The sequence below is a fragment of the Shinella yambaruensis genome (assembly GCF_022899355.1).
Classification (GTDB): domain Bacteria; phylum Pseudomonadota; class Alphaproteobacteria; order Rhizobiales; family Rhizobiaceae; genus Shinella; species Shinella yambaruensis.
Window position 1 is genome coordinate 424,024 of record NZ_JALJCK010000003.1, and the last position, 22,278, is coordinate 446,301.

Below are 22,278 nucleotides of genomic sequence, written 5' to 3' on the forward strand. Positions count from 1 at the left end.
CGGATAGTGCGGCAAGAACAGGAACCGATAAGGGGCCGAGCCTATGAGCGTATTCACTTTCGACGGCCTGACCTGGCTCAACCCGCCGGCCGAAAGCGCGATCCGCGACGGCCGCCTCCATGTCCGCACCGGTCTTGAGAGCGATTTCTGGCAGCGCACCTATTACGGCTTCCAGCCGGACAGCGGCCATTTCCTACACCGCCCCTGGATCGGCGACTTTACGCTGGAGACGACTTTTTCCGGCCGCTACGAGACGCTCTACGACCAGGCCGGCCTGATGGTCCGCCACGACGAGACGACCTGGATGAAATGCGGCATCGAGTTCACCGACGGCGCGAAACATTTCAGCGTGGTGGTGACGCGCGGCTATTCCGACTGGTCCGCCTTCCGCATCGATCATGATTTCAAGGCGATGTCCGTGCGCGTGACGCGCAACGGCGATGCGCTCTTTATCCAGTACCGGACGGATGCCATGACGGACTGGCGCATGGCGCGCCTTGCCTACTTTCCGCCGGAGCTTTCGGACCTTTCGGTCGGCCTGATGGCCTGCTCGCCGCAGCGCGAGGGTTTCGAGGCGGAATTCACGGAGTTCCGGCTAGGCCCGCCCCTGTCGCGGGATATTCATTAGAACAAAAGTCCGTTCTCTCCAAGACAGTCGCCCTCACCTCTCTCACACAAGGGCCCCCACCCCCCCTCCGTCATGCTCGGGCCTGACCCGAGCATCCACACCCGGGAGAATGAATCCTCGGCTCGGAGGCCGAGGATGACGCTGCGTATGTGGCAAGGCAGGCCGTCTATTCCCTGAATCAGCACATCTTCCTGCCGTTCGGCACCGGCCGCTCGACGCCGGCGAGGACGATGGCGCCGGTCTCGTCCTCGAAGCCGAGCGTCAGCACTTCCGAGCGCACCGGACCGATCTGGCGCGGCGGGAAGTTGACGACGGCCAGCACCTGTCGGCCGACGAGGTCTTCCAACGTGTAATGCACGGTGATCTGCGCCGAGGATTTCTTGATGCCGATCTCGGGGCCGAAGTCGATCGTCAGCTTGTAGGCGGGCTTGCGCGCCTCCGGGAACGGCAACGCCTCGATGATGGTGCCAGCGCGGATGTCGACCCGTTCGAAATCGGCGTAGCTAATGGTCTCGGTCATGAGAAATCCTCGCGTTACAGCATTTGCCCTGGCCCCTCATCCCGCTGCCGCGACCTTCTCCCCGCGAGCGGGGAGAAGGGGATATGCCGCACCGCGTTCCCAGATCACTCACCCCTCGTGGGGCAAGTCCCCTCTGCCCGTTTACGGGGAGAGGGTTAGGGTGAGGGGCAAAAATTGAGAACGGCCGGAAAGATCAGCCCGCCAGTTCCTCGGCGCGCTTGCGGGCGGCGGCGATCGCCTTGTCGAAGAGCGGCTGCATGCCGTCCTCGGCCATGAGGACGGCAAGCGCCGCGGCGGTTGTGCCGCCGGGCGAGGTGACGTTCTGGCGCAGGCGCGCGGCGTCGTCGGGGGACTGGTGAAGCAGTTCACCAGCCCCCGCGACGGTTTCCCGTGCGAGCCGCATGGCGAGGTCCGCCGGCAGGCCCGCTTTGCGTCCTGCCTCCGCCATGCACTCGACGAGATAGAAGACATAGGCCGGGCCGCTGCCCGAGACTGCCGTGACGGCGTCGATATCCCCCTCGGATGCGACCCATTCGACGGGGCCGCTCACCTTGAGAAGGGCATGCACGAAATCGCGCTGGCCCGCGGAAACGCGGGCATTGGCATAGGCGCCCGTCACGCCGCGGCCGATCATGGCCGGCGTGTTCGGCATGGCGCGCACCGTGGCGGCCGCGCCGAGATGGCTTTCGAGATTGGCGACCGTCTTGCCGGCAGCGACCGAAACGATGACCGTCTCCGGCCCGACAAGCCCCTTCAGCGGCGGCAGTACCTGGTCGATCACCTGCGGCTTGACCGCGACGAAGATCACCCCGGCCGTCACGCCCTCGGGCGCCGACGTTTCATGGCGCACGCCGTTGTCGGCGATCAGCTTCGCCAGGGCCGGCTGCGGGCCGGGATCGATGACGATGACCGAGGAGCCGGAAATGCCGCTCTTCAGCCAGCCGGCAAGCATGGCGCCGCCCATGTTTCCGGCACCGATGAGAATGATGGGGCCTGAACCTGCAACCGTCATCCTTACGCTTCCCCAACCGTCTCGAACAGGACGGCATCGACGGCGGACTGGGCGTCCATGCCGGACCAGACGACGAACTGGAAGGCCTGGAAATAGGCCTCGCAGGCTTCGAGCGCGCTGGACAGCAGCACCTCGACCTGCCTGTTGGTGGGCTCCGCCCCGCCGGCGAGCAGCAGCGACTGGCGGAAGATCACGACATCCTCGCGGCGCCACAGGTCGAAATGGCCCATCAGCACCTGGCCGTTCACATGCGAGAGCAGGCAATGCACCTCGTTGACGCGGCTCTCGGGAACCTTGATGTCGAAGGCGCAGGCAAGGTGCAGCGCCTCGAACTCCTCCATCCAGGAGAAGGACACGTGGTAATCCGTCCACCTGCCTTCGACCGTCATCGCGATCTCGTCTTCGCCGGACCGCTCGAACGTCCAGTCATTGTTGGCTGCGACGAACTCGATCATGTCGACCGGGTTGGACTGACGCCCGATATCCAATTCCATAAGGCTCATGCATCACCTTCAAGGCCGGAAGGCATGCGACATCGTGCTCACACACACGACGCGGCAAACCGTACTCCGGATACAACACTGAATGATTGCTCGGCACTTTGCGCAATCTGGACGACTTACCCTGCCCGAAGCTTGCGCTGCCCGTCTCGAATCATCATTTAAAATCAGTGTATAACGCCGGAGTCACGACGCCAGCCCCTGGCTTGCCATTTTCTCCGTCCGGTTGTGGACAGAGGTTGTGAAAAAGATTCAGGTCGAAGGCTTAAGAGACTCTTCGAAAAGGGCTTTTCGCAAGTGTCCACAGGGGTAAAAATTTTATTAAAAAAAACGGTTGGCGCGGGGTGAATCACGCCAACCGAGTCCTGTCGGTCAAAACCCGTGCCGGAACGGCTCAGCCGCCCGCGTTGAGGCGGGCTTCCAGCGCCTCGATGCGCTTCAGGAGCGCATCGTTTTCGTCCCGCGCCTTGATCGCCATCTCGCGCACCGCCTCGAATTCCTCGCGCTTGACGAGGTCCATGCCGTTGATGAAGCGCTCGGCCTGGGCGCGGAACATCGTCTCGGCCTCCTTGCGCACGCCCTGCGCGGCGCCGGCGGCATCGGTCATCAGCTTGGCGAAGTCGTCGAGAATGCGGTTCGCACCGGTGGTCATGGTCTGCCCTCCTCGGGTGTCGATGGTCCTTTCGGGCGCCAGCGCCCGCGTCTTGTCCCTGAGGTAGGGTCTGAGGCCGCCGCTTGCAAGCGGATTCCGGTGGATCGCCGCCGGTTCACGCCGTCACGCCGCCCCCGATCACGATTTATCGCCTTGACCCTGCCCCAAGGGGCCGCCATCTTCCGCCCGAAAACGCAAAAGAGCCCCATCTTGACGAACCTTGCCCAACTCCTCGCCATCATGCCCTATCCGCAGATCGATCCGATCGCCTTTTCCATCGGCCCGGTCGCCGTGCACTGGTACGGCATCGCCTATGTCGTGGGCATCCTGCTGGGCTGGGTCTATGCGCGCCGGCTGATCGAGACGCCGCGCCTGTGGGCGGGCGCGGCACCGATGAGCCGCACCCAGCTCGACGACTTCCTCGTCTGGGCCGCCGTCGGCATCATTCTCGGCGGCCGCATCGGCTATATCCTGTTCTACGATTTCCCGAACGTCGCGGCCGATCCGCTGCGCGCCCTGCAGGTGTGGAACGGCGGCATGTCCTTCCACGGGGGCCTTGCCGGCACGACGCTCGCCATGATCCTCTTCGCCCGGCGCAACGCCATTCCGGTCTGGAGCCTCTTCGACATCGTCGCCGCCGTCGTGCCGATCGGCCTGTTCTTCGGCCGCATCGCCAATTTCGTCAACGGCGAGCTCTGGGGCCGCCTCTCAGACGCGCCCTGGGCCGTGATCTTCCCGGAGGCCGGCCCCTTCGCCCGCCATCCGAGCCAGCTCTACGAGGCGGGTCTCGAAGGCGTCGTGCTGCTCGTGGTGCTCGCGCTCGCCATCTATCGCTTCGCCGCGCTGAAGCGGCCCGGCCTCGTCACCGGCCTCTTCGTGGCGGGCTATGCCCTGTCGCGCATCACGGTCGAGTTCTTCCGCGAGCCGGACCCCCAGCTCGGCTATCTCCTCGGCGGCTGGCTCACCATGGGCATGCTGCTCTCGCTGCCGATGCTCGCCCTCGGCCTCTGGGCGATCTTCCGCGCCCGGCCGGCCACCCCGGTCAGTGCCTGAGCGAACGCGCCAATGCCCACACCCCTCGCCCGCAAGATCAAGGCGCTGATCCGCACCAACGGCCCGATCAGCGTCACCGATTATTTCGCCCTGTGCCTTGCCGATCCCGAACACGGCTACTACCGCACCCGCGACCCCTTCGGCGCCGCCGGCGACTTCGTCACCGCGCCCGAGGTCAGCCAGCTCTTCGGCGAGATGCTCGGCGTCTTCCTCGTCCATGCCTGGCAGAAGCACGGCGGTCCGGCGGACGTGCGCATCGCCGAGATCGGCCCCGGCCGCGGCACGATGATGGCCGACATGCTGCGCGTCGTGGCAAGGATCGCCCCGCAGCTCTACGAGAACGCGACGATCCACCTGATCGAGACCAGCCCGAAGCTGCGCACCATCCAGCACGAGACGCTCGGCACCCATGCCGCGCGCGTCTCCTGGCACGACAGTTTCGAGGAACTGCCGGACGGCTTCGTGCTGCTCGCCGCCAACGAGCTCTTCGACGCCATCCCGATCCGCCAGTTCATCAAGACCGCGTCCGGCTTCCGCGAGCGCCTCGTCGGCCTCGATGCGAATGACGCGCTGACCTTTGCCGCCGGCGTCGCGGGCCTCGATCCCGCGCTCCTGCCGGAAAACCACAAGGCGATGCCGAACGGCACGATCTTCGAGATCGCGCCGGCCCGCGAAGCCGTCATGGCGACGATCGGCGAGCGCATCGCCCGCTTCGGCGGCACCGCGCTCATCATCGACTACGGCCATTTCGTCACCGGCTTCGGCGATACGCTGCAGGCGGTGCTGAAGCACGACTTCGACCCGCCGCTCGCCCATCCCGGCGAGGCGGACCTGACGAGCCATGTGGATTTCGAGCGCCTTGCCGGTGCGGCGGCAAGCGTGGGCCTGCATGTGCACGGCATGCTGCACCAGGGCGATTTCCTCGTCGGCCTCGGCATCGGCGAGCGGGCCTCCGCCCTCGGCCGAAACCGCGACGCAGCGACGCAGCAATCGATTCTTGCCGATGTCGACCGGCTCGCCGGCGCAGGCGTCGGCAAAATGGGTGATCTTTTCAAGGTCTTGGCCGTCGGCAGCACGCCGCTTGCGCTCTTTCCCTTCCGCCAGCCGGATTGACACCGGGCGTCAGGCCGGACAACATCCGGCCCGATTTGCACCCCGCATGCCCCGGCCGAAATCCTTGGCCCGACGGGCCGCCCAAAGCCCAGCCGAGAGACCGATGAAGGACGACGCGCTCCCCTCCCCGATCGAAAGCCCGCTTCTGACGGAGCGTGCCGGAAAGGCCGCGCAGCACGGCTTCTTCACGCGCGCCGGCGGGGTTTCCGACGGCATCTACCGCGGCCTCAATGTCGGCCTCGGCTCGAAGGACGAGCGCGGGAAGGTCGAGGAGAATCGCGCCCGCGTCGCCCGCTGGTTCTCCGTAACGCCCGACCGGCTTGCCACCGTGCACCAGGTCCATTCGCCCGACGTCGTCGTGGTCGACGGCGACTATGACGGTGCACGGCCGCAGGCCGACGCGCTGGTCAGCGCCGCGCCCGGCATGGTGCTCGGCGTCCTCGCCGCCGATTGCGGCCCGATCCTCTTCTGCGACCCCGAAGCCCGCGTCGTCGGCGCCGCCCATGCCGGCTGGAAGGGCGCGCTCTACGGCGTGCTCGAGAGCACCGTCACGGCGATGGAACGGCTCGGCGCCAACAGGCGGAACATCGTCGCCAGCCTCGGCCCCTCGATCAGCCGGCGGAACTACGAGGTCGGGCCGGAATTCGTGGAGCGTTTCCTCGGCGTCGACAAGGCATACGAGCGCTATTTCACGCCGTCGGAAAAACCGGGCCATGCCCTGTTCGACCTGCCGGGCCTGACGACGCAGCGGCTGGCCGAAGCCGGGGTGACGGCGGAAAACCTCGACATCTGCACCTATCCGGACGAAGACCGCTTCTTCTCCTATCGGCGCACCACGCACCGCCAGGAGCCCGACTACGGCCGCCAGATTTCGGCGATCATGCTACGGGGCTGAGGCCCCCAAAACGACACAGGACGAGGGAGACACCGCCATGGCACTTCACTTCGACAGCGAGGAATACGCCAACCGGCTCCAGCGCCTCACCGCCCGCATGCGGGAGGAGAAGATCGACGCCATGCTGCTCTTCGCACAGGAGAGCATGTACTGGCTGACCGGCTACGACACCTTCGGCTACTGCTTCTTCCAGACGCTCGTCGTCAACGCGACCGGCGAGATGGTGCTGCTCACCCGCTCGGCGGACCTGCGCCAGGCGCGCCACACCTCCAACATCGAGAAGATCGAGATCTGGATCGACCGCGTCAACGCGGATCCGACGATGGACCTGAAGAACCTGCTCTCCGATCTCGATCTGCTCGGCTGCCGCATCGGCGTCGAATACGACACGCACGGCCTGACCGGCCGCAATGCGCGCCTCCTCGACAACCAGCTCCAGAGCTTCGGCCAGATCGTCGATGCGTCGGGCCTCGTCAGCCGCCTGCGCCTCATCAAGAGCCCGGCCGAGATCGCCTATGTCGAGCGTGCCGCCGCCCTCTCCGACGATGCGCTGGCCGCCGCCCTTCCCCTCATCGTGCCGGGCGGCAACGAGGCCGCGATCCTCGCGGCCATGCAGAACGCGGTGCTGGCCGCCGGCGGCGACTATGCCGCCAATGAATTCGTCATCGGGTCGGGCGCCGACGCCCTGCTCTGCCGCTCGAAGTCCGGCCGGCGCAAGCTCGATGCCGAGGACCAGCTCACCCTCGAATGGTCTGGCGTCAGCGCGCGCTATCACGCACCGATGATGCGTACCGCCATCATCGGCGAGCCGACCAACCGTCACCGCGAGCTCTACAGCGCCTGCCGCGAGGCCATGCAGGCGATGGAAATGGTGCTGCGCCCCGGCAACACCTTCGGCACCGTCTTCGAGACCTTCGCCCGCATCATCGACGAGCGCGGCCTTGCCCGCCACCGGCTGAACACCTGCGGCTATTCCGTCGGCGCGCGCTTCGCGCCCTCCTGGATGGACCAGCAGATGTTCCTGATGGGCAACCCGCAGGAAATCCAGCCGAACATGTCGCTCTTCGTGCACACGATCGTGCTCGATTCCGAAAGCGGCACGGCCATGACGCTCGGCCAGACCTATCTGACGACGACCGACACGCCGAAGGCGCTGTCGCGCTACGGGCTCGATTTCATCGAGGTCTGACGGGTCAACCGCAGGCCCCGCAAGATCCCGCGATTGACAGGCCTTGAGGCGGCACCCATAAATCGTTGCGGGGAACGGAGGAGGCGAAAAGCCTTCCGCAGGACACGGACGACGACGATGCAAGAGCTGATGAAGCGGCTGGCACTGATCGGCCTCATTGCCACCCTTGCCGGCTGCAACAGCACCGACGCGCTGACGCCGCAGGTCGATGTCGGCGGCGGCACCTTCAATTCGCCCCCGGTCACCCAGAACGACCTCGACCAGATGAGCGCCCAGACGACGCCCGTCACGCGCACCAGCCAGGAAACCGCCTTCACCCCGTCATCCGGCACCGGCGCCACGACCGGCGCGGACACCGCCGGCACGCTGCAGGGCCAGGCCGACGCGCTCGCCCGCAACACGGGACGCCGGACGGCAGATGCGGAGCTTGCCCGCACCACCGCCCAGCGCTCGCTCGCGGCGGAAACATCGACCGGCGCGGAAGAGATCGCCGCCGTCCCGACCGCCGCCCAAGCCGGCGAGACGATCCGCTTCCTGCCGATCATCGGCGCACCGGTCGAGGCCGTGACACCGCTCTCCAGGCGCCTCGGCGCGGCTGCGCGCGGAAGCGGGCTGACGATCCGCAGCGCCTCGGACAATTCCAGCAAGTACATCCTGAAGGGCTACTTCTCCGCCATGAACGACAACGGCAAGACCACCGTCGTCTATGTCTGGGACGTGCTCGACGGCAACGGCGCGCGGCTGCACCGCATCCAGGGCCAGGAAAGCGTCTCGGGCACGGCCTCCGACCCGTGGGCCGCCGTGCCGGCGCGCACGATGGAGGGCATCGCCGACACGACCATCCGCCAGTATCTCGACTGGCGCGGCACCACCCGTGGTTAAGCGCGTTGCACTGTTAATCACAGCGAAATGCGAAGAAACGCTTTTCCGCGGCGCAAGACCCTTGCATTCGCGGATTTTGCCGCTTAAAGCCCCCCCATCAGCATAATCCACAGGCGGACCATAGATGAAGGTTTTCGCGGGCAATTCGAACCGGCTCCTGGCCGAAGCGATCTGCAATTATCTGAATGTTCCGCTCGGCCGGGCCACGGTCAGACGCTTCGCAGACCAGGAAATCTTCGTGGAAATCCAGGAGAACGTGCGCGGCGAGGACGTCTTCGTCGTCCAGTCGACCTCGTTCCCGACCAACGACCACCTGATGGAAATGCTCATCATGATCGATGCCATGCGCCGCTCCTCGGCGCGCCGCATCACGGCCGTGATCCCCTATTTCGGCTATGCCCGCCAGGATCGCAAGCCCGGCCCGCGCACGCCGATCTCGGCAAAGCTCGTCGCCAACCTCATCACCGAGGCCGGCGCCGACCGCGTGCTGACGCTGGACCTGCATGCCGGCCAGATCCAGGGCTTCTTCGACATCCCGACCGACAACCTCTACGCCGTGCCGATCCTGGCGCGCGACGTGAAGGAAAACTACAATCTCGAAAACGTCATGGTCGTCTCGCCCGACGTCGGCGGCGTGGTGCGCGCCCGCGCGCTGGCCAAGCGCCTCGACTGTCTGCTTGCCATCGTCGACAAGCGCCGCGACCGGCCGGGCGAGTCCGAGGTGATGAACGTCATCGGCGACGTCGCCGGCAAGGACTGCCTGCTGATCGACGATATCGTCGATTCGGGCGGCACGCTCTGCAACGCGGCCGAAGCGCTGCTGAAGAACGGCGCGACCAGCGTCACCGCCTATATCACGCACGGCGTTCTGTCGGGCGGCGCCGTCGCGCGCGTCACCTCGTCCAAGCTCAAGGAGCTTGTGATCACCGACACGATCCAGCCGACCACGGCCGTCCAGTCGGCGCACAACATCCGCGTCATCTCGACGGCCAACCTCCTCGGCGAGGCGATCAACCGCACCAGCGCCGAGGAATCGGTGTCGAGCCTGTTCGACTGACGGATTTTTGCCGGGGCTGATATCGGCCCCGCGATTTCTGCGCTAAGTTCCCCCTAGATTCGACAGGGGAAATCCATGATCTCGATGCCATTTCTGTCCCGGCTCGCAGGGCCTATCGCCATCCTTCTCGCGGCCGGCACCTTGGCGGCCTGCTCGGTCGAGGCCGACCAGGGCGGAGGCGGCTACAATCCGCGCCCGCCGCAATTCTGCACCCGTGAATATGCCCCGGTCTGCGGCGAGCGCGGCCGCGACCGCCAGACCTTCGCCAATGCCTGCGAGGCGCGCTCCAGCGGCTACGGCATCATCGGCCGCGGCGAATGCCAGTTCCGCCGCCCGGATCGCGACCGGGTCGGCTGGCAGGACCAGGACCGCGACGGCTGGAGCAATGACGGCCGCGATCGCCCGGACAGGGACAGGGACCGCAATCGCAACGACAGGGACCGCCGGGATCGTGACCGCGACGACCGGGGCGATCGTGGAGACCGCGAGCGCCCGCGCGACCAGCGCGTCTGCACGATGGAGTACAACCCGGTCTGCGGGCGCCGCGGCACCGACTTCAAGGAATTCGGCAATGCCTGCTCGGCGCAGGTGGCCGGTTTCAGTGTCTATCGCGCGGGCCGGTGCCCGGTGCGCTGAGCCCATCCTGACACGCAGACAACCACGCCGATCTCTCCTTCGTCATGGTCGGGCTTGACCCGACCATCGACAAGCCCTTGAGAACCATGGATCCTCGGCCTTGGGCCGAGGATGACGTCGCGGATGGCCGGGTTTCCGGAAAATGCCGGGCCACGTGCCGCGGGCTTTCGTCAACGCCCCGGCAGCGGGCAGGCCTCGCCGCCGGTAAAGAGGCGCGAGCGGGTGAGGAAGCGTTTCTCGCGGCCATTGTCGAGCGAGAACATGCCGCCGCGGCCGGGCACCACGTCGATGATCAGCTGCGTGTGCTTCCACACGTCGAACTGGCTCTCGCTGATATAGACCGGCACGCCGCCGATCTCGCCAAGCTTCACGTCCCGGTCGCCGACGATGTAATCGTCCGCCGGATAGCACATGGGCGAGGACCCGTCGCAGCAGCCGCCCGACTGGTGGAACAGGATTTCCGGATGATCCGCCTGGATCTCCCGGATAAGCGCAAGCGCGGCATCGGTCGCCACCACGCGCGGCTGGGTCGAGACTTCGGACATGACGGCTCTTCCTCCAAACGATTTTCCCTCCCCCCGGGAACGGGGAGAGGGATGGGGCGGAAAGCGACGGCGGACAGGGCTCCCGCACCCTTTGCGCGCCTTCTCCGGAGGAGAAGGGGGCGGTCGCTCAGAAGAAACCGAGCGCCTTGGGAGAGTAGCTGACCAGCATGTTCTTGGTCTGCTGGTAGTGATCGAGCATCATCTTGTGCGTCTCGCGGCCGATACCCGACTGCTTGTAGCCGCCGAAGGCCGCATGGGCCGGATAGGCGTGGTAGCAATTGGTCCAGACACGGCCGGCCTGGATGTCGCGGCCGAAATGGTAGCAACGGTTCGCATCGCGGCTCCAGACGCCGGCGCCGAGGCCGTAGAGCGTGTCATTGGCGATGGCGAGCGCCTCCGCATCGTCCTTGAAGGTCGTGACCGAGACGACCGGCCCGAAGATCTCCTCCTGGAAGATGCGCATCTTGTTGTGGCCGCGGAAGACGGTCGGCTTGACGTAGTAGCCGCCCGACAGATCGCCTTCGAGTTCGTTGCGCCCGCCGCCGGTCAGCACTTCCGCACCTTCCTGCTTGCCGATGTCGATATAAGAGAGGATCTTCTCCAGTTGCTCGGACGAGGCCTGCGCGCCGATCATCGTCGCCGTGTCGAGCGGGTTGCCCTGCACGATCTTCTCCACGCGCTTGACGGCGCGTTCCATGAAGCGGTCGTAGATCTTCTCGTGCACCAGCGCGCGGCTCGGGCATGTGCAGACCTCGCCCTGGTTCAGCGCGAACATGGCGAAGCCTTCCAGCGCCTTGTCGAGATAGTCGTCATCCTCGTTCATCACATCGGCGAAGAAGATGTTCGGCGACTTGCCGCCCAGCTCCAGCGTCACCGGAATGAGGTTCTGGCTGGCATATTGCATGATCAGCCGGCCGGTCGTCGTCTCGCCGGTGAACGCGATCTTGGCGATGCGCGGGTTGGAGGCGAGCGGCTTGCCGGCTTCGAGGCCGAAGCCGTTGACGATGTTGAGCACGCCGGGCGGCAGGAGGTCGCCGATGAGCTCGGCCCAGATAAGGATCGAGGACGGCGTCTGCTCGGCGGGCTTCAGCACGACGCAATTGCCGGCGGCTAGCGCGGGAGCGAGCTTCCAGGCGGCCATCAGGATCGGGAAGTTCCACGGGATGATCTGGCCGACGACGCCGAGCGGCTCGTGGAAGTGATAGGCGATCGTGTCGTGGTCGACTTCGCCGATCGTGCCCTCCTGTGCCCGCACGCAGGCGGCGAAATAGCGGAAGTGGTCGATGGCGAGCGGAATGTCGGCCGCCATGGTCTCGCGCAGCGGCTTGCCGTTGTCCCAGGTCTCGGCCTTGGCGAGGAGTTCGAGATTGTCCTCCATGCGCTGGGCGATCTTCATCAGGATGTTGGAACGCTCGGTGGCGGAGGTGCGGCCCCACTTGTCCTTGGCGGCATGGGCGGCGTCGAGGGCGAGCTCGATGTCGGCGGCGTCGGAGCGGGCGATCTCGCAGAGCTTGCCGCCGGTGATCGGCGTGATGTTGTCGAAGTAGCGGCCCGCGACCGGCTCCTTCCACTCGCCACCGATGAAGTTGCCGTACTTTGCCTTGTACGGGTTTTCGACGATCTTCTGGTGCAGCATGTCATTCCTCCCATGAAGGGCCCGGATGGGCCGTCGGGAAGGATGGTGCTGCGCTTCGGCCGATTGCGGTAGGGGCCGCAGGACGATGGTCGCCGCGACTGTTTCAGAATTGAGACAGGCCGGTGCGACAGCCTGTGCTGCGCTGCAATATCAGTTGATCGAGAGCTTCTTCATCTTGCGGTACAGCGTCGCCCGGCTGATGCCGAGCAGGTCGGCGGCCTGGCTGACATTGCCGCCGGCGCGCGTCAGCACGCGGCGCAGCGCGGCCCGTTCCGCGTCGTCGAGGTCGCGCCCGTCCTCCGCCCTGTCCTCGTGCAGGAGATCGGAGGCGGCGACGCCCGTGGCGATGCGCCGGTCGTCGAGGCCGAGCACCTGGCGCGCGGCGCGCGTTGCGCCCAGCACGAGGTCGTCGCGGTCGACGGCGAGCAGCGCCGGCGCAGCACGGCCCTCGACGGGCACGAGCAGGATGCGGGCGGCGGAGAAGGCGCGGCGGAAGAGCCCCGCCTCGATGCGCGCGGCGGCATCGCGGACGGCCTGGGAGAGGATCGACATGGTCATCTCGCCGGCATCGTCGCGGCAGGTGGAAATGTCGATGGCGGCGGCGATGCGCCCCGTATGGTCACGGATCGGCGCGGTGGTGCAGGACAGGCCCGTATTCTGCGAGAGGAAATGCTGGTCGCGCAGAATGAGCACGGGCCGCTCGTCGGCCAGCGCCGTGCCGATGCCGTTGGTGCCGACGCTCGCCTCGCTCCACACCGTGCCGGACCAGAGCCCGACGCCGCGGAAATCGCGATCGTCGCTCGCCGCCCCGCGCCGTTCGAGCGCGATGCCGTGCTCGTCCGTCAGCAGCAGGCAGCAACCGGCCTTGCCGACGGTGGCGAAGAGCCGGTCGATCTCGCCCCGCGCCTCCTCGATCAGCACGCTGGAGCGCGCCCGCGCCTGGCGGAATTCCGATTCGGTCAGGCGCCAGGGCGTCCGCGCCTCCTCCGGGGAAAGGCCATGCAGCGTGAGGCAGCGGCGCCAGGACGCGGCAACAGGCGAACTTGCCGCCGCCGACGCATGGGCCGCCACGGTCTGCACATGATCCGCGTGATCGAAACGCTGAGGCATCCGCTCTCCTCCCCGAAAGCTTCGACCGATCGTCGCACCAGAATACAACGCCCAACGACTATACCCATGTTTGCGCCCGCGGGTCCAGCGGGACGAAGGTACAAGGCTCCGACCGTGGCGCAGACGGGCAAAGTCCTCCGCCTCTCCCTGGCTGTGGGAACAGGAACGGTCGCCCATGGAATTGGGAGGGCAGACACCTCCTGCCCCTTCTCCCCGCCGGGAAGAAGGGGGGAAAGGGGCGACCTCGCACGATATACGGTTGCCCTGGTCGGCGCGGAGACTGGCGGAATGACGGTGCTCATTCAAGGCACACTGCCCCTGCCCTCGCCACAAGCCTGTTCCCAAGCCGCCCGGCGCCTGTTACCAGTGCACATTCCTTTCAGCATCGATCCTGCCATGTTTCGTGATTTTTCCGCTCAAGCCCTGTTCATGGGCCTGCTCACCGCCTTCGTCGGTTTTGCCAGTTCCTTCGCCGTCGTGCTGCACGGGCTGACGGGCGTCGGCGCGACGGAAGCCCAGGCGGCCTCCGGCCTGATGGCGCTGTCCGTGTCGATGGGCCTGTGCGCCATCGTTCTCAGCGCCGCGACGCGGCTTCCCGTCTCCATCGCCTGGTCGACGCCGGGCGCGGCGCTGCTCGCCAGTTCCGGCGCGGTGGAGGGCGGCTTTGCGACAGCTGTCGGCGGGTTCCTCGTCTGCGCGGTGCTGATCGTCATAGCAGGCCTCTGGAAGCCGCTCGGCCGCATGGTCGCCGCGATTCCGGCGACGCTCGCCAACGCCATGCTTTCGGGCGTGCTGATCGGCCTCTGCTTCGCCCCCGTGAAGGCCATCGCCTTCGATCCGCTGCTCGGCCTGCCGATCGTTCTTGCCTGGGTGGTCGTCGGCAGCATCAACCGGCTTTATGCCGTGCCCGCCGCGCTTGCCGCCTTCGTCGCGGTGCTCGCCTTTGGCATCGACATTCCCGATGGCGCCTTTGCCGGGCTCACCGATGCCCTGCTGCCGCAGCCCGAGATCGTCGCGCCTGTCTTCACGGTCGCCGGGCTCGTCGGCATCGCGCTGCCGCTCTTCATCGTCACCATGGCCTCCCAGAACATTCCGGGAATCGCCGTGCTGAAGGTCAACCATTACGAGCCCAGCCCCGGCCCGCTCTTCGCCGTCACCGGTCTCTTCTCGCTGCTGTCGGCGCCCTTCGGCGGCCATGCGGTCAACCTCGCCGCCATCACCGCCGCCATGTGCGCCGGCAGCGACGCGCATCCCGACCCGGCCAGGCGCTACTGGGCGGCGATCAATGCCGGCGTCTTCTACGTGATCTTCGGACTTGCCGCGGGCGCCGTCACGGCCTTCGTCAGCCTCGCCCCGCCGATCCTCATCCAGGCCGTCGCCGGCCTCGCGCTGATCAGCGCCTTCGCCGGCTCGGCGCTCAACGCCTTCCACGCCGTGGAAGGGCGCGAGGCGGCTGCGGTGACCTTCCTCGTCACCGCCTCAGGCGTCTCCTTCGCCGGCATTTCCGGCGCCTTCTGGGGGCTGATCGCCGGCGGGCTGATGCTGGCGCTCGCCCGTCTCACGGCAAGGCGCCGCGCAAGACCCTGATGCCTACTGCTGGAACGGCAGCGGCTGGCCGTTGATCAGCACCTTGCCGTCCTCGCCGACCTTGACGTCCCAGACCTGCGCGCCGCCGCCGGCATCGCGCGCAAGGCCCTTCATCATCAGGAGGCCGAAGGCGGCCTGGCCGAATTGCGGCACGGTGGCGGCGTTCTTCTGGAGATAGGCGACCGTCTTGTCGAAGTTGCGCATGGTCAGCGTCACCTCGGCGCTGTGCCGGTCCTTCTGCTCGGGATAGACCTGCATCTTGCCGGCAAGGTGCACGTCATAGATCGGCGAAACGGCGGAAACGTCCTCGAACTCCACGGTCATCGCGCCATCCGGCAGGACGATACGGCCGATTTCCTTGTTCTGCTCGTCCGTCAACGGCTCGGACTTGGTGAAGTCCGCATGGTCGATGAGATAGTTGACGGCGCCCGCAAGGTCGAGATCGGTCACCGCCGCCTTGAAGGTCGCGCGCTCCGGCACGGCCTCCGCGAAGGTGGCGGGCAGGATGCCGGCCGGCGGCCTGGGCTTCTCCACGCCGAAGCCGAAGCCGACACGGGTGGAATGGGCGATGCCGTTCATGTCGATGACATAGCTGACGCTCTCGGCGCCGAATATGCCCCGCTCCGTGCCGACCGTCACATTGGAGGCCCTGATCGTCTCGGTGAGATTGTCGAAGACCGGCAGGGCGGAGCGCAGCATCTCCTTCAGCCGCGCCGCATCCGCTGCCTCCAGCCTGTCCTTGTGCATGTTGTCGAGCACGAAGAAGACAAGGTCCTGGACCACCTTGTTGCGCGCGCCGTCCATGCTGACATCGATGTCGACCGTATCGGCGCTTATGTCGACCCGGCCGTTCGTCCCGCCGGTGATCGTCTCGGCAAAGGCCTTCATCACGCCGGTGCTGGATATGTCGAGGATGCCCTCCCCCTTCTTCTCGGCGGCAAGGCGCATCGCCGTCTCGCCGAAGCTCGCCGTGATGCTCTCCTGCGGCGAAGTGCTGGTGAAGGCGATCCTCTCGGCCGTCCAGTCGGCGGAGGTGAAGTAGAGGATGTCCGGATCGTAGATGCCGTCGAGCTTCATCGAGGCGATGATATAGGAGAAGGAGTTCTTGCCGGGCGCGGCATCAACCGAGCCCTTGATGTCGAAGCTGTCGCTGGCCTCGACGCGGTAGGTGCCCTCTGGCATGGGCCGGAGATAGGCCGTCGTCGGCTTCAGCCCCTCGACCGTCACCGCGCCGGACTTGTGCTTTTCGACAAGCACGGCCGGATTGAAGCGCAGTTCGTAGAACGAGGTCGCCGCCTTGACGGTGACGAGGCCGGCCTCGATCATGTCCTGCGGCAGGTAGCGCGTGAGCTTCTGCTGGATGCTCTCGGCTTCGGCCGGCGAAACCGCCTGGGCGAGGGCCGGGCTTGCCGATGCCAGCGCGAATGCGGCCGAGGCCATCAGGATCTGTCGTCTCATCGTGGCCTCCTTCGCCGAACCGGTTTGCAGGCGAACATCCAATCATGACCGCATCGTGTCAATCCGGCCACGGGCCTTGCATTTCCGGGCATTCTCGTTTATCGAGCCCCCGTCCGCGTAGACACCCTTGGAGGCAACGTGGATGAGGCTTTCACGAAATCCTCAAGCTTTTTGCGCGGCGGAGTGCTTCTCCGCGTGCGAAGGGCTCTCCAGTAACACATGAAAGGTAAAGCCATGAGCCACGAAACTTACGAGCTCAAGGCCGAGACGCGCGAACGGGTTGGTAAGGGGTCCTCCCGTGAACTTCGCCGCAACGGCCTTATTCCCGCAGTCATCTATGGCGACAAGCAGGCCCCGCTCTCCATCGCCATCTCGACCAAGGACGTCACCCAGCGCATCCACGCCGGCGGCTTCAAGACGACCGTCGCCACGATCGACGTCAACGGCGAGAAGATCAAGGTCCTGCCGAAGGACTACCAGCTGGATCCGGTCCGCGACTTCACGATGCATGTCGACTTCCTCCGCGTTTCGGGCAACACCCACGTCGTGGTCGAAGTTCCGGTTCACTTCATCAACGAAGAGAAGTCCCCGGGCATCAAGGCCGGCGGCGTCCTGAACATCGTTCGCCACGCTGTCGAGCTGCACGCGCTGGCCGGCGACATTCCGGAATTCCTCACGGCCGACCTCACGGGCCTCAAGGTCGGCGAAGGCATCCACATCTCCAACATCAAGCTGCCGAAGGGCACGAGCCCGGTCATCACCGACCGCGACTTCACGATCGCCACGATCGCCGTCCCGGCTGCCGGCGTGAAGGAAGAAGAAGCAACGGAAGCGTCCGAGTAATCGGCTCCGTTCAGAAACGATCCTGAAAACCCCGCATCCCACCGGATGCGGGGTTTTCTTTGTCCGCCGCCAGGCACTACCGTTGCGGGAAGCCTGAGCAACCGGCACTTTTCCGGATCGCCATTTCAGCAACATTTAAGACTTTGGTGAAAATCTAAGCCTCCAAAAATGACGAAAGCCAACGAGGGGCATCATGGGCGGGCTTGGCATCATGGCAGGGGGGCAACCGGCATGAAAATGCATTCGGTGGAAAGCCGCTTCATCGCCATCGTCATCGGCGCCCTGCTCATCTTCGTCGCCCCGCTCTTCGTGCTGTTCCTGATCCTTTCGTCCGACCGCGTGGCGCGCGAGCGCCTGCAGAACACCGAAGTTCTGCTGCAGGCCAATGTCCAGGCGCTCGGCAAGCCGCTCTGGGATTTCGACAAGGACAGCATCGACCAGATCGTCGGTGCGTTGCAGGCGGATGCCGACATCGCCTTCGTCCATGTGCGCGACACGTCCGATCTCATCGACATCCGGAAGCCCGCCACCCGTCCCGATCCGGACGACACGCGTTCCATCGTCAAGGCAGACATCCTCTACAAGGCGAACGACGGCATCAAGAAGGTGGGCACGGCGGAAATCTGGATCCGCAAGGCGCATCTGCTCTCGCGCTTCTCGAAGGACGAGATGAGCATCTTCACCATCTTCTTCTTCGCCGTCGCCACCCTCTTCACCGCCGCCATCATCGGCAACCGCATCACCATCATCCGCCCCCTGATGCGGCTGACGGCGGCCATCGAGGCGACGCGCCGGCTCGGTTCGCGCCACCATGTCGACTGGACCTCGAACGACGAAATGGGCGCGCTCGCCCATAACTTCAACGAGATGCAGAGCAAGCTGGAGCGCGAGGAGAAGGAGCTGAAGCTCGCCCATGCCCGCGCCACCGACATCTACAACCTCACGCCGGCCATGCTCTTCTCCATCGATGCGGACAACCGCATCACCGCCGTCAGCGACTACTGGCTGACGGCGACCGGCTATCGCCGCGCCGCGGTGATCGGCCAGGAATTCACCGATTTCGTCGCCGAGGACTGGCGCGACACCTACCGCAAGCGCCACGACGAAAACAGCGTGGAAGGCGGGATCTGCGAGGCGACCGTGCGCTTCCGCTGCGCCGACGGCAGCATGATCGACGTGCTGATCCTCGAAACCGGCGTGGCGGCCAGCAGCAGCCGGCAGGCGCTGTCGCTGTCGGTCATGACCGATGTCACAGACCTCAAGGAGGCGGAGAACCGCAACCACCGCCAGGCGATCACCGACCATCTGACGGGGCTGCTCAACCGGCAAGGTTTCGAATCCGTGCTCGACGAGCTGATCGGCGACGTCGACAAGCTCGGCCAGCAGCTCGCCTGCCTCTTCGTCGATCTCGACCGCTTCAAGTGGATCAACGACAATCTCGGTCATGCGGCGGGCGACGACGTGCTCTGCCAGGTGGCGACGCGCCTGCGCCGGCAGTTGCGCGCGGGCGACCGGATCGCCCGGCTCGGCGGCGACGAATTCGCGATCCTGCTTTGCGCGCCGAACGCGTGCCAGCTCGCCATGGATGTCAGCGAAAGGCTGGTCGCCAGCCTGCGCACCCCGCTCACCGTCAACAGCGCCGATCTCCATGTTAGCGCCAGCATCGGCGTCGCCGTCTATCCCGACCATGCAGAGACGGCGGCCTGCCTGCTGCAGAAGTCGGACATGGCCATGTATGCGCGCAAGCGCAGCGGCAAGAACGGCGTGCAGCTCTTCGACAGCAACATGGTGGACATCGCCCGCAAGCGGCTGGAGACCGAGCAGTTCATCGACCAGGGCCTGCGCGAGGACTGGTTCATCGCCCATCTCCAGCCGATCGTGTCGCTCGCCGACGGGCGCGTCGCCGGCTTCGAGGCGCTGATGCGGCTCAACCACCCCGAGCGCGGCCTGCTGCCGCCGGCCGAGATCATCGGCATTGCCGAGGAGAACGGCTCGATCGGCCGCATCGGCGATTGCATCCTGTCGAAGTCGATCGCCAGCCTTTCGATCATCTCGAAGCTCGACGGGCTTGCCGACGCCTATCTCGCGGTGAACTTCTCGCCCCTGCAGTTCGAGCCCGCCCTGCCCGCGCGCCTTGCCGCCCTGCTTCTGGAGCACGGCATCACGCCGTCGCGCATCGTGGTGGAGATCACCGAGGCGGTGCTGATGCTCGACAATCCCGTCGTGCGCGAAGTGCTCGACGCGCTCTCCGACCTCGGCTGCCGCATCGCGCTCGACGATTTCGGCACCGGCTATTCCTCGCTGTCCTATCTCAACCGCTTCCCCGTCGATATCGTCAAGGTCGACCAGTCCTTCACCCGCTCGCTTTCCTCCGACCAGCCGGACGTGCGCCGCAAGAGCCGCATGCTGGTGGAAGGCATACGCACCATCTCGCACCAGATGGGCTGCGCCGTCGTGGCGGAAGGCATCGAGACGACGGAACAGTGGGATATCCTGCAGGCCATGCAGGTGGAATTCGGCCAAGGCTACCTCCTGAGCCGCCCTCTGCCGCTTGACGCATTGCTGGAGAAGCTGGACGAATTCACGGTGACGGAGAGACCCGAACGCCGGGCCGCCGCCTCCTGACGAAGGACAAGGACGAGACGATGAAGACGCTGCTCTTGACGCTTTGCCTGTCGCTCGCCCCTCTTTCCGCGCCGCTTGCCGAAACCCTGCATTTCGTGACGGAGGAATACGCCCCGTTCAACTATTCCAGGGACGGTAGGATCACCGGCATCGCCGTCGAGCAGGTCGCCGCGATCACCAAAGCGGCGGGCGTCGACTACACGATCGAGATCATGCCGTGGGCCCGCGCCTTCGCTTTGGCGGAGAACCAGCCGATGAACTGCGTCTTCACGGCCGGCTACAACCGTGAACGCGCCGGCCGCTTCGCCTGGGTCAATCCCCTTCTGAAGGACGAGATGGTGCTCCTGAAGCGCAAGGACGGCAGCAAGGGGCCGGACAGCATGCAGGAGGCGCTCACCATGAAGGTCGGCTCGCAGCGCGGCGACTTCGCCGTCGAGGCGCTGGAGGATCTCGGCTTCAAGGATATCGACCTTGCCGTGGACATCGACATCTCGGTGCGCAAGCTGCTCTCCGGCCGCATCGACCTGATGCCGACCTCGATCAAGACCTATGAGAACCTGGTCAACCAGGGCCAGCCGGTCGAAAAGGCCATGCTGATGGCCGGCCAGATCTACGGCCTCGCCTGCCACAAGGACACGCCGCCCGACCTCATCACGCGGCTGCAGGCGGCGCTCGACCAGCTCATCGTCAGCGGCGAGCAGGATCGCATCTTCGCCGCCTACGGCCTGCCGCCGAACACGCGCACGGCCGATGGCGGCGCGAAGAAATGATCGCGGGCGGTTGACTTCCGGCCGCTTTCGCGGTGGTGAAGGCGGGACAGATCCTTTTGGCGGACCATTCCATGCAGATCATCGCGGGGCTCGGCAATCCGGGCGCAAAATATGCGGGCAACCGCCACAATATCGGCTTCATGGCGCTGGATGCGATCCACCGCAAGAACCCGTTCTCGCCCTGGTCGAAGAAGTTCAAGGCGGAGATCTCCGAGGGCGAGCTTGCCGGCGAGAAGGTGCTGCTCGTTAAGCCGCAGACCTTCATGAACCTTTCGGGCGAATCCGTCGGCGAGGCGATGCGCTTCCACAAGCTCGCCCCCAAGGACATCGTCGCGATCTACGACGAGCTGGACCTTGCCCCCGGCAAGGCGCGCATCAAGGTCGGCGGCGGCCATGGCGGGCACAACGGCATCAAGTCGATCGACGCCCATTGCGGCAAGGACTACAGGCGCCTGCGCCTCGGCATCGGCCATCCGGGCGTGAAGGAGCTCGTCACCCACCATGTGCTCGGCGATTTCGCCAAGGCCGACCATGGCTGGCTCGATCCGCTGCTCGACGAGCTCGCCCTCAATGCCGACATGCTGGTGCGGGGAGAGGATTCGCAGCTGATGAACAAGCTGGCGCTCGCCACCGGCAGCAAGCCGGAAGCGGAAAAGGCACCCGCGCAGAAGCCGGCCGGCCAGTCGCACATCCGCCAGGCGCGCAACCACGCCCAACCGAAAATCCTGCCGACGACGGGGCCGATGGCGGAGATGCTGAAAAAGCTGCTCGGCAACAAGGGCGAGTAGGACCTACAGCCAGCGGATCGTTTCGAGCCGGTAGAGGAAAAGGTCCCACAGCCAGGCAAGCGCCGTCTCGATGCCCCGCGCGACAAGGCCGGAGGCGCCGTCGGAAAACAGCATGACGGCGAGGCCGGCAAGGCCGCAGCCGACCGTCGCGTTCCGGAAATTCCGCCAGAAATCGAGCCGATAGTAACCCGCGAAGATCCGGTCGTTCCAGTCGTAGCCGTCGCTGACGACGAGATCGAGCGTCGTCCGGTCGAAAAGCCGGTCGGGAAAGACATTGAAGACGGCGCGGCAGACGTGCCCGATCGCCCCTACAAGAAGGAAGAACACGAAGGCAACGGCATAGTGCCAGGTGGCGGCTTCTTCGATCATGGCCGCAGCATGGGCGAAGACCGCTAATATCGGATGAAGCCTATTCCTCCGGCTCGGTCTGGAAGAGCAGCGGGAAGCCCGCCTCCTTCGCCAGGTCCGTCGCCTCCTTCGCCTTGGTCTCGGCGATGTCGCGGGCGCAGACGACCACGACGGACGTGCCCATCTTGTGCGCGGTCATCATCACCCGGTAGCTCGTCTCCTCCGCCATGCGGAACACGGCTTTCAGCACCAGCACGACGAATTCGCGCGGCGTATAATCGTCGTTGACGAGAATGACCTTGTAGAGCCTCGGCCGCTCCAGCTTCGGCTTCGTCACCGTTTTCGGGGTCAGGGTCGTGTCACCATTGCTCATGGGAAGCTCCTCGTATTCCGGCTTCGAGCGATGTGCGGCCCATTGTGCACCGCAGGAG

The 22,278-nt window shown here is 65.8% G+C and carries 23 protein-coding genes; 13 read left to right on the top strand and 10 right to left on the bottom strand.

Annotated elements, in window-relative coordinates; genetic code table 11:
* The first annotated feature begins 43 nt into the window (after nt 1-43).
* Nucleotides 44-628: a DUF1349 domain-containing protein gene (locus MUU56_RS09195; RefSeq protein WP_244767000.1), complete on the top strand. Its 585-nt coding sequence runs from the start codon at nt 44-46 to the stop codon at nt 626-628.
* 178 nt (nt 629-806) lie between these two features.
* Here the strand turns inward: MUU56_RS09195 and MUU56_RS09200 are convergent, their stop codons facing one another.
* The 4 genes from MUU56_RS09200 to MUU56_RS09215 form a co-directional block, all read right to left on the bottom strand.
* Complete coding sequence (locus MUU56_RS09200) at nt 807-1,148, bottom strand: tRNA-binding protein (protein ID WP_244767001.1); 342 nt, start codon at nt 1,146-1,148, stop codon at nt 807-809.
* A 193-nt stretch (nt 1,149-1,341) separates the two neighbouring features.
* The gene (gene proC, locus MUU56_RS09205; protein WP_244767002.1) at nt 1,342-2,160 is read right to left on the bottom strand and encodes a pyrroline-5-carboxylate reductase; all 819 of its coding nucleotides are present in this window, start codon (nt 2,158-2,160) and stop codon (nt 1,342-1,344) included.
* 2 nt (nt 2,161-2,162) lie between these two features.
* Nucleotides 2,163-2,663 carry a type III secretion system chaperone family protein gene (locus tag MUU56_RS09210; protein WP_244767003.1) on the bottom strand — a complete coding sequence of 167 codons (501 nt, stop codon included), beginning with the start codon at nt 2,661-2,663 and terminating at the stop codon, nt 2,163-2,165.
* 391 nt (nt 2,664-3,054) lie between these two features.
* Entirely contained in the window at nt 3,055-3,312 is a 258-nt protein-coding gene (locus tag MUU56_RS09215; protein ID WP_244767004.1) for an accessory factor UbiK family protein, read from the bottom strand.
* Between the two features lie 240 nt (nt 3,313-3,552).
* On the opposite strand from MUU56_RS09215, the gene lgt reads away from it, so the two are divergent.
* The 7 genes from lgt (at nt 3,553) to MUU56_RS09250 (ending at nt 10,137) form a co-directional block, all read left to right on the top strand.
* Nucleotides 3,553-4,365: a prolipoprotein diacylglyceryl transferase gene (gene lgt / locus MUU56_RS09220; RefSeq protein WP_398431200.1), complete on the top strand. Its 813-nt coding sequence runs from the start codon at nt 3,553-3,555 to the stop codon at nt 4,363-4,365.
* Nucleotides 4,366-4,377: 12 nt separating this feature from the next.
* Complete coding sequence (locus MUU56_RS09225) at nt 4,378-5,478, top strand: class I SAM-dependent methyltransferase (RefSeq protein ID WP_244767006.1); 1,101 nt, start codon at nt 4,378-4,380, stop codon at nt 5,476-5,478.
* Nucleotides 5,479-5,581: 103 nt separating this feature from the next.
* On the top strand, nt 5,582-6,373 hold the full coding sequence (gene pgeF, locus MUU56_RS09230) for a peptidoglycan editing factor PgeF (RefSeq protein ID WP_244767007.1): 792 nt from the start codon (nt 5,582-5,584) through the stop codon (nt 6,371-6,373).
* Between the two features lie 37 nt (nt 6,374-6,410).
* The gene (locus MUU56_RS09235) at nt 6,411-7,562 is read left to right on the top strand and encodes a M24 family metallopeptidase (RefSeq protein WP_244767008.1); all 1,152 of its coding nucleotides are present in this window, start codon (nt 6,411-6,413) and stop codon (nt 7,560-7,562) included.
* Between the two features lie 117 nt (nt 7,563-7,679).
* Nucleotides 7,680-8,444, top strand: a complete 765-nt coding sequence (locus tag MUU56_RS09240; protein ID WP_244767009.1) for a hypothetical protein — start codon at nt 7,680-7,682, stop codon at nt 8,442-8,444.
* A gap of 124 nt (nt 8,445-8,568) precedes the next feature.
* Entirely contained in the window at nt 8,569-9,501 is a 933-nt protein-coding gene (locus MUU56_RS09245; protein WP_244767010.1) for a ribose-phosphate pyrophosphokinase, read from the top strand.
* 75 nt (nt 9,502-9,576) lie between these two features.
* Nucleotides 9,577-10,137, top strand: coding sequence for a Kazal-type serine protease inhibitor family protein (locus MUU56_RS09250; protein WP_244767011.1), 561 nt, complete (start codon nt 9,577-9,579; stop codon nt 10,135-10,137).
* A 170-nt stretch (nt 10,138-10,307) separates the two neighbouring features.
* Here MUU56_RS09250 and MUU56_RS09255 read toward each other — a convergent pair whose 3' ends face one another.
* The 3 genes from MUU56_RS09255 to MUU56_RS09265 form a co-directional block, all read right to left on the bottom strand.
* Nucleotides 10,308-10,682 (bottom strand): DUF779 domain-containing protein, encoded by a 375-nt coding sequence (locus MUU56_RS09255; RefSeq protein WP_244767012.1) that lies wholly within the window; start codon nt 10,680-10,682, stop codon nt 10,308-10,310.
* 127 nt (nt 10,683-10,809) lie between these two features.
* The gene (gene adh / locus MUU56_RS09260) at nt 10,810-12,318 is read right to left on the bottom strand and encodes an aldehyde dehydrogenase (protein WP_244767013.1); all 1,509 of its coding nucleotides are present in this window, start codon (nt 12,316-12,318) and stop codon (nt 10,810-10,812) included.
* Between the two features lie 150 nt (nt 12,319-12,468).
* Nucleotides 12,469-13,428, bottom strand: coding sequence for a helix-turn-helix domain-containing protein (locus tag MUU56_RS09265; protein ID WP_244767014.1), 960 nt, complete (start codon nt 13,426-13,428; stop codon nt 12,469-12,471).
* A gap of 396 nt (nt 13,429-13,824) precedes the next feature.
* Between MUU56_RS09265 and MUU56_RS09270 the strand changes: the two genes are divergently transcribed.
* Entirely contained in the window at nt 13,825-15,015 is a 1,191-nt protein-coding gene (locus tag MUU56_RS09270; RefSeq protein WP_244767015.1) for a benzoate/H(+) symporter BenE family transporter, read from the top strand.
* 3 nt (nt 15,016-15,018) lie between these two features.
* Here MUU56_RS09270 and MUU56_RS09275 read toward each other — a convergent pair whose 3' ends face one another.
* Nucleotides 15,019-16,473, bottom strand: a complete 1,455-nt coding sequence (locus MUU56_RS09275) for a hypothetical protein (RefSeq protein ID WP_244767016.1) — start codon at nt 16,471-16,473, stop codon at nt 15,019-15,021.
* Nucleotides 16,474-16,707: 234 nt separating this feature from the next.
* Here MUU56_RS09275 and MUU56_RS09280 point away from each other — a divergent pair, with 234 nt between their 5' ends.
* The 4 genes from MUU56_RS09280 to pth all read left to right on the top strand — a co-directional run bounded on the left by MUU56_RS09280 (nt 16,708) and on the right by pth (nt 21,499).
* A complete protein-coding gene (locus MUU56_RS09280) occupies nt 16,708-17,316 on the top strand; it encodes a 50S ribosomal protein L25/general stress protein Ctc (protein WP_244767017.1) in 609 nt (202 codons plus the stop codon).
* A 237-nt stretch (nt 17,317-17,553) separates the two neighbouring features.
* Complete coding sequence (locus MUU56_RS09285) at nt 17,554-19,941, top strand: EAL domain-containing protein (RefSeq protein ID WP_244767161.1); 2,388 nt, start codon at nt 17,554-17,556, stop codon at nt 19,939-19,941.
* 20 nt (nt 19,942-19,961) lie between these two features.
* On the top strand, nt 19,962-20,711 hold the full coding sequence (locus tag MUU56_RS09290) for a substrate-binding periplasmic protein (RefSeq protein ID WP_244767018.1): 750 nt from the start codon (nt 19,962-19,964) through the stop codon (nt 20,709-20,711).
* Nucleotides 20,712-20,782: 71 nt separating this feature from the next.
* Entirely contained in the window at nt 20,783-21,499 is a 717-nt protein-coding gene (gene pth, locus MUU56_RS09295) for an aminoacyl-tRNA hydrolase (RefSeq protein ID WP_244767019.1), read from the top strand.
* A gap of 3 nt (nt 21,500-21,502) precedes the next feature.
* On the opposite strand, the gene MUU56_RS09300 is transcribed toward pth, so the two are convergent.
* Both MUU56_RS09300 and clpS read right to left on the bottom strand, forming a co-directional pair.
* Complete coding sequence (locus MUU56_RS09300; RefSeq protein WP_244767020.1) at nt 21,503-21,868, bottom strand: hypothetical protein; 366 nt, start codon at nt 21,866-21,868, stop codon at nt 21,503-21,505.
* A gap of 40 nt (nt 21,869-21,908) precedes the next feature.
* The gene (gene clpS, locus MUU56_RS09305) at nt 21,909-22,220 is read right to left on the bottom strand and encodes an ATP-dependent Clp protease adapter ClpS (RefSeq protein ID WP_244767021.1); all 312 of its coding nucleotides are present in this window, start codon (nt 22,218-22,220) and stop codon (nt 21,909-21,911) included.
* Nucleotides 22,221-22,278: the final 58 nt, after the last annotated feature.

Excerpts from the sequence above, each read along its gene's own strand:
- MUU56_RS09215 (WP_244767004.1), bottom strand. The coding sequence starts at position 3,312 with ATGACCACCGGTGCGAACCGCATTCTCGACGACTTCGCCAAGCTGATG.
- MUU56_RS09225 (WP_244767006.1), top strand. The coding sequence starts at position 4,378 with ATGCCCACACCCCTCGCCCGCAAGATCAAGGCGCTGATCCGCACCAAC.
- MUU56_RS09240 (WP_244767009.1), top strand. The coding sequence starts at position 7,680 with ATGCAAGAGCTGATGAAGCGGCTGGCACTGATCGGCCTCATTGCCACC.
- MUU56_RS09280 (WP_244767017.1), top strand. The coding sequence starts at position 16,708 with ATGAGCCACGAAACTTACGAGCTCAAGGCCGAGACGCGCGAACGGGTT.
- pgeF (WP_244767007.1), top strand. The coding sequence starts at position 5,582 with ATGAAGGACGACGCGCTCCCCTCCCCGATCGAAAGCCCGCTTCTGACG.
- clpS (WP_244767021.1), bottom strand. The coding sequence starts at position 22,220 with ATGAGCAATGGTGACACGACCCTGACCCCGAAAACGGTGACGAAGCCG.
- pth (WP_244767019.1), top strand. The coding sequence starts at position 20,783 with ATGCAGATCATCGCGGGGCTCGGCAATCCGGGCGCAAAATATGCGGGC.
- MUU56_RS09255 (WP_244767012.1), bottom strand. The coding sequence starts at position 10,682 with ATGTCCGAAGTCTCGACCCAGCCGCGCGTGGTGGCGACCGATGCCGCG.
- lgt (WP_398431200.1), top strand. The coding sequence starts at position 3,553 with ATGCCCTATCCGCAGATCGATCCGATCGCCTTTTCCATCGGCCCGGTC.
- proC (WP_244767002.1), bottom strand. The coding sequence starts at position 2,160 with ATGACGGTTGCAGGTTCAGGCCCCATCATTCTCATCGGTGCCGGAAAC.
- MUU56_RS09300 (WP_244767020.1), bottom strand. The coding sequence starts at position 21,868 with ATGATCGAAGAAGCCGCCACCTGGCACTATGCCGTTGCCTTCGTGTTC.
- MUU56_RS09250 (WP_244767011.1), top strand. The coding sequence starts at position 9,577 with ATGATCTCGATGCCATTTCTGTCCCGGCTCGCAGGGCCTATCGCCATC.
- MUU56_RS09285 (WP_244767161.1), top strand. The coding sequence starts at position 17,554 with ATGCATTCGGTGGAAAGCCGCTTCATCGCCATCGTCATCGGCGCCCTG.
- MUU56_RS09265 (WP_244767014.1), bottom strand. The coding sequence starts at position 13,428 with ATGCCTCAGCGTTTCGATCACGCGGATCATGTGCAGACCGTGGCGGCC.
- MUU56_RS09290 (WP_244767018.1), top strand. The coding sequence starts at position 19,962 with ATGAAGACGCTGCTCTTGACGCTTTGCCTGTCGCTCGCCCCTCTTTCC.
- adh (WP_244767013.1), bottom strand. The coding sequence starts at position 12,318 with ATGCTGCACCAGAAGATCGTCGAAAACCCGTACAAGGCAAAGTACGGC.
- MUU56_RS09245 (WP_244767010.1), top strand. The coding sequence starts at position 8,569 with ATGAAGGTTTTCGCGGGCAATTCGAACCGGCTCCTGGCCGAAGCGATC.
- MUU56_RS09275 (WP_244767016.1), bottom strand. The coding sequence starts at position 16,473 with ATGAGACGACAGATCCTGATGGCCTCGGCCGCATTCGCGCTGGCATCG.
- MUU56_RS09235 (WP_244767008.1), top strand. The coding sequence starts at position 6,411 with ATGGCACTTCACTTCGACAGCGAGGAATACGCCAACCGGCTCCAGCGC.
- MUU56_RS09200 (WP_244767001.1), bottom strand. The coding sequence starts at position 1,148 with ATGACCGAGACCATTAGCTACGCCGATTTCGAACGGGTCGACATCCGC.
- MUU56_RS09210 (WP_244767003.1), bottom strand. The coding sequence starts at position 2,663 with ATGAGCCTTATGGAATTGGATATCGGGCGTCAGTCCAACCCGGTCGAC.
- MUU56_RS09270 (WP_244767015.1), top strand. The coding sequence starts at position 13,825 with ATGTTTCGTGATTTTTCCGCTCAAGCCCTGTTCATGGGCCTGCTCACC.
- MUU56_RS09195 (WP_244767000.1), top strand. The coding sequence starts at position 44 with ATGAGCGTATTCACTTTCGACGGCCTGACCTGGCTCAACCCGCCGGCC.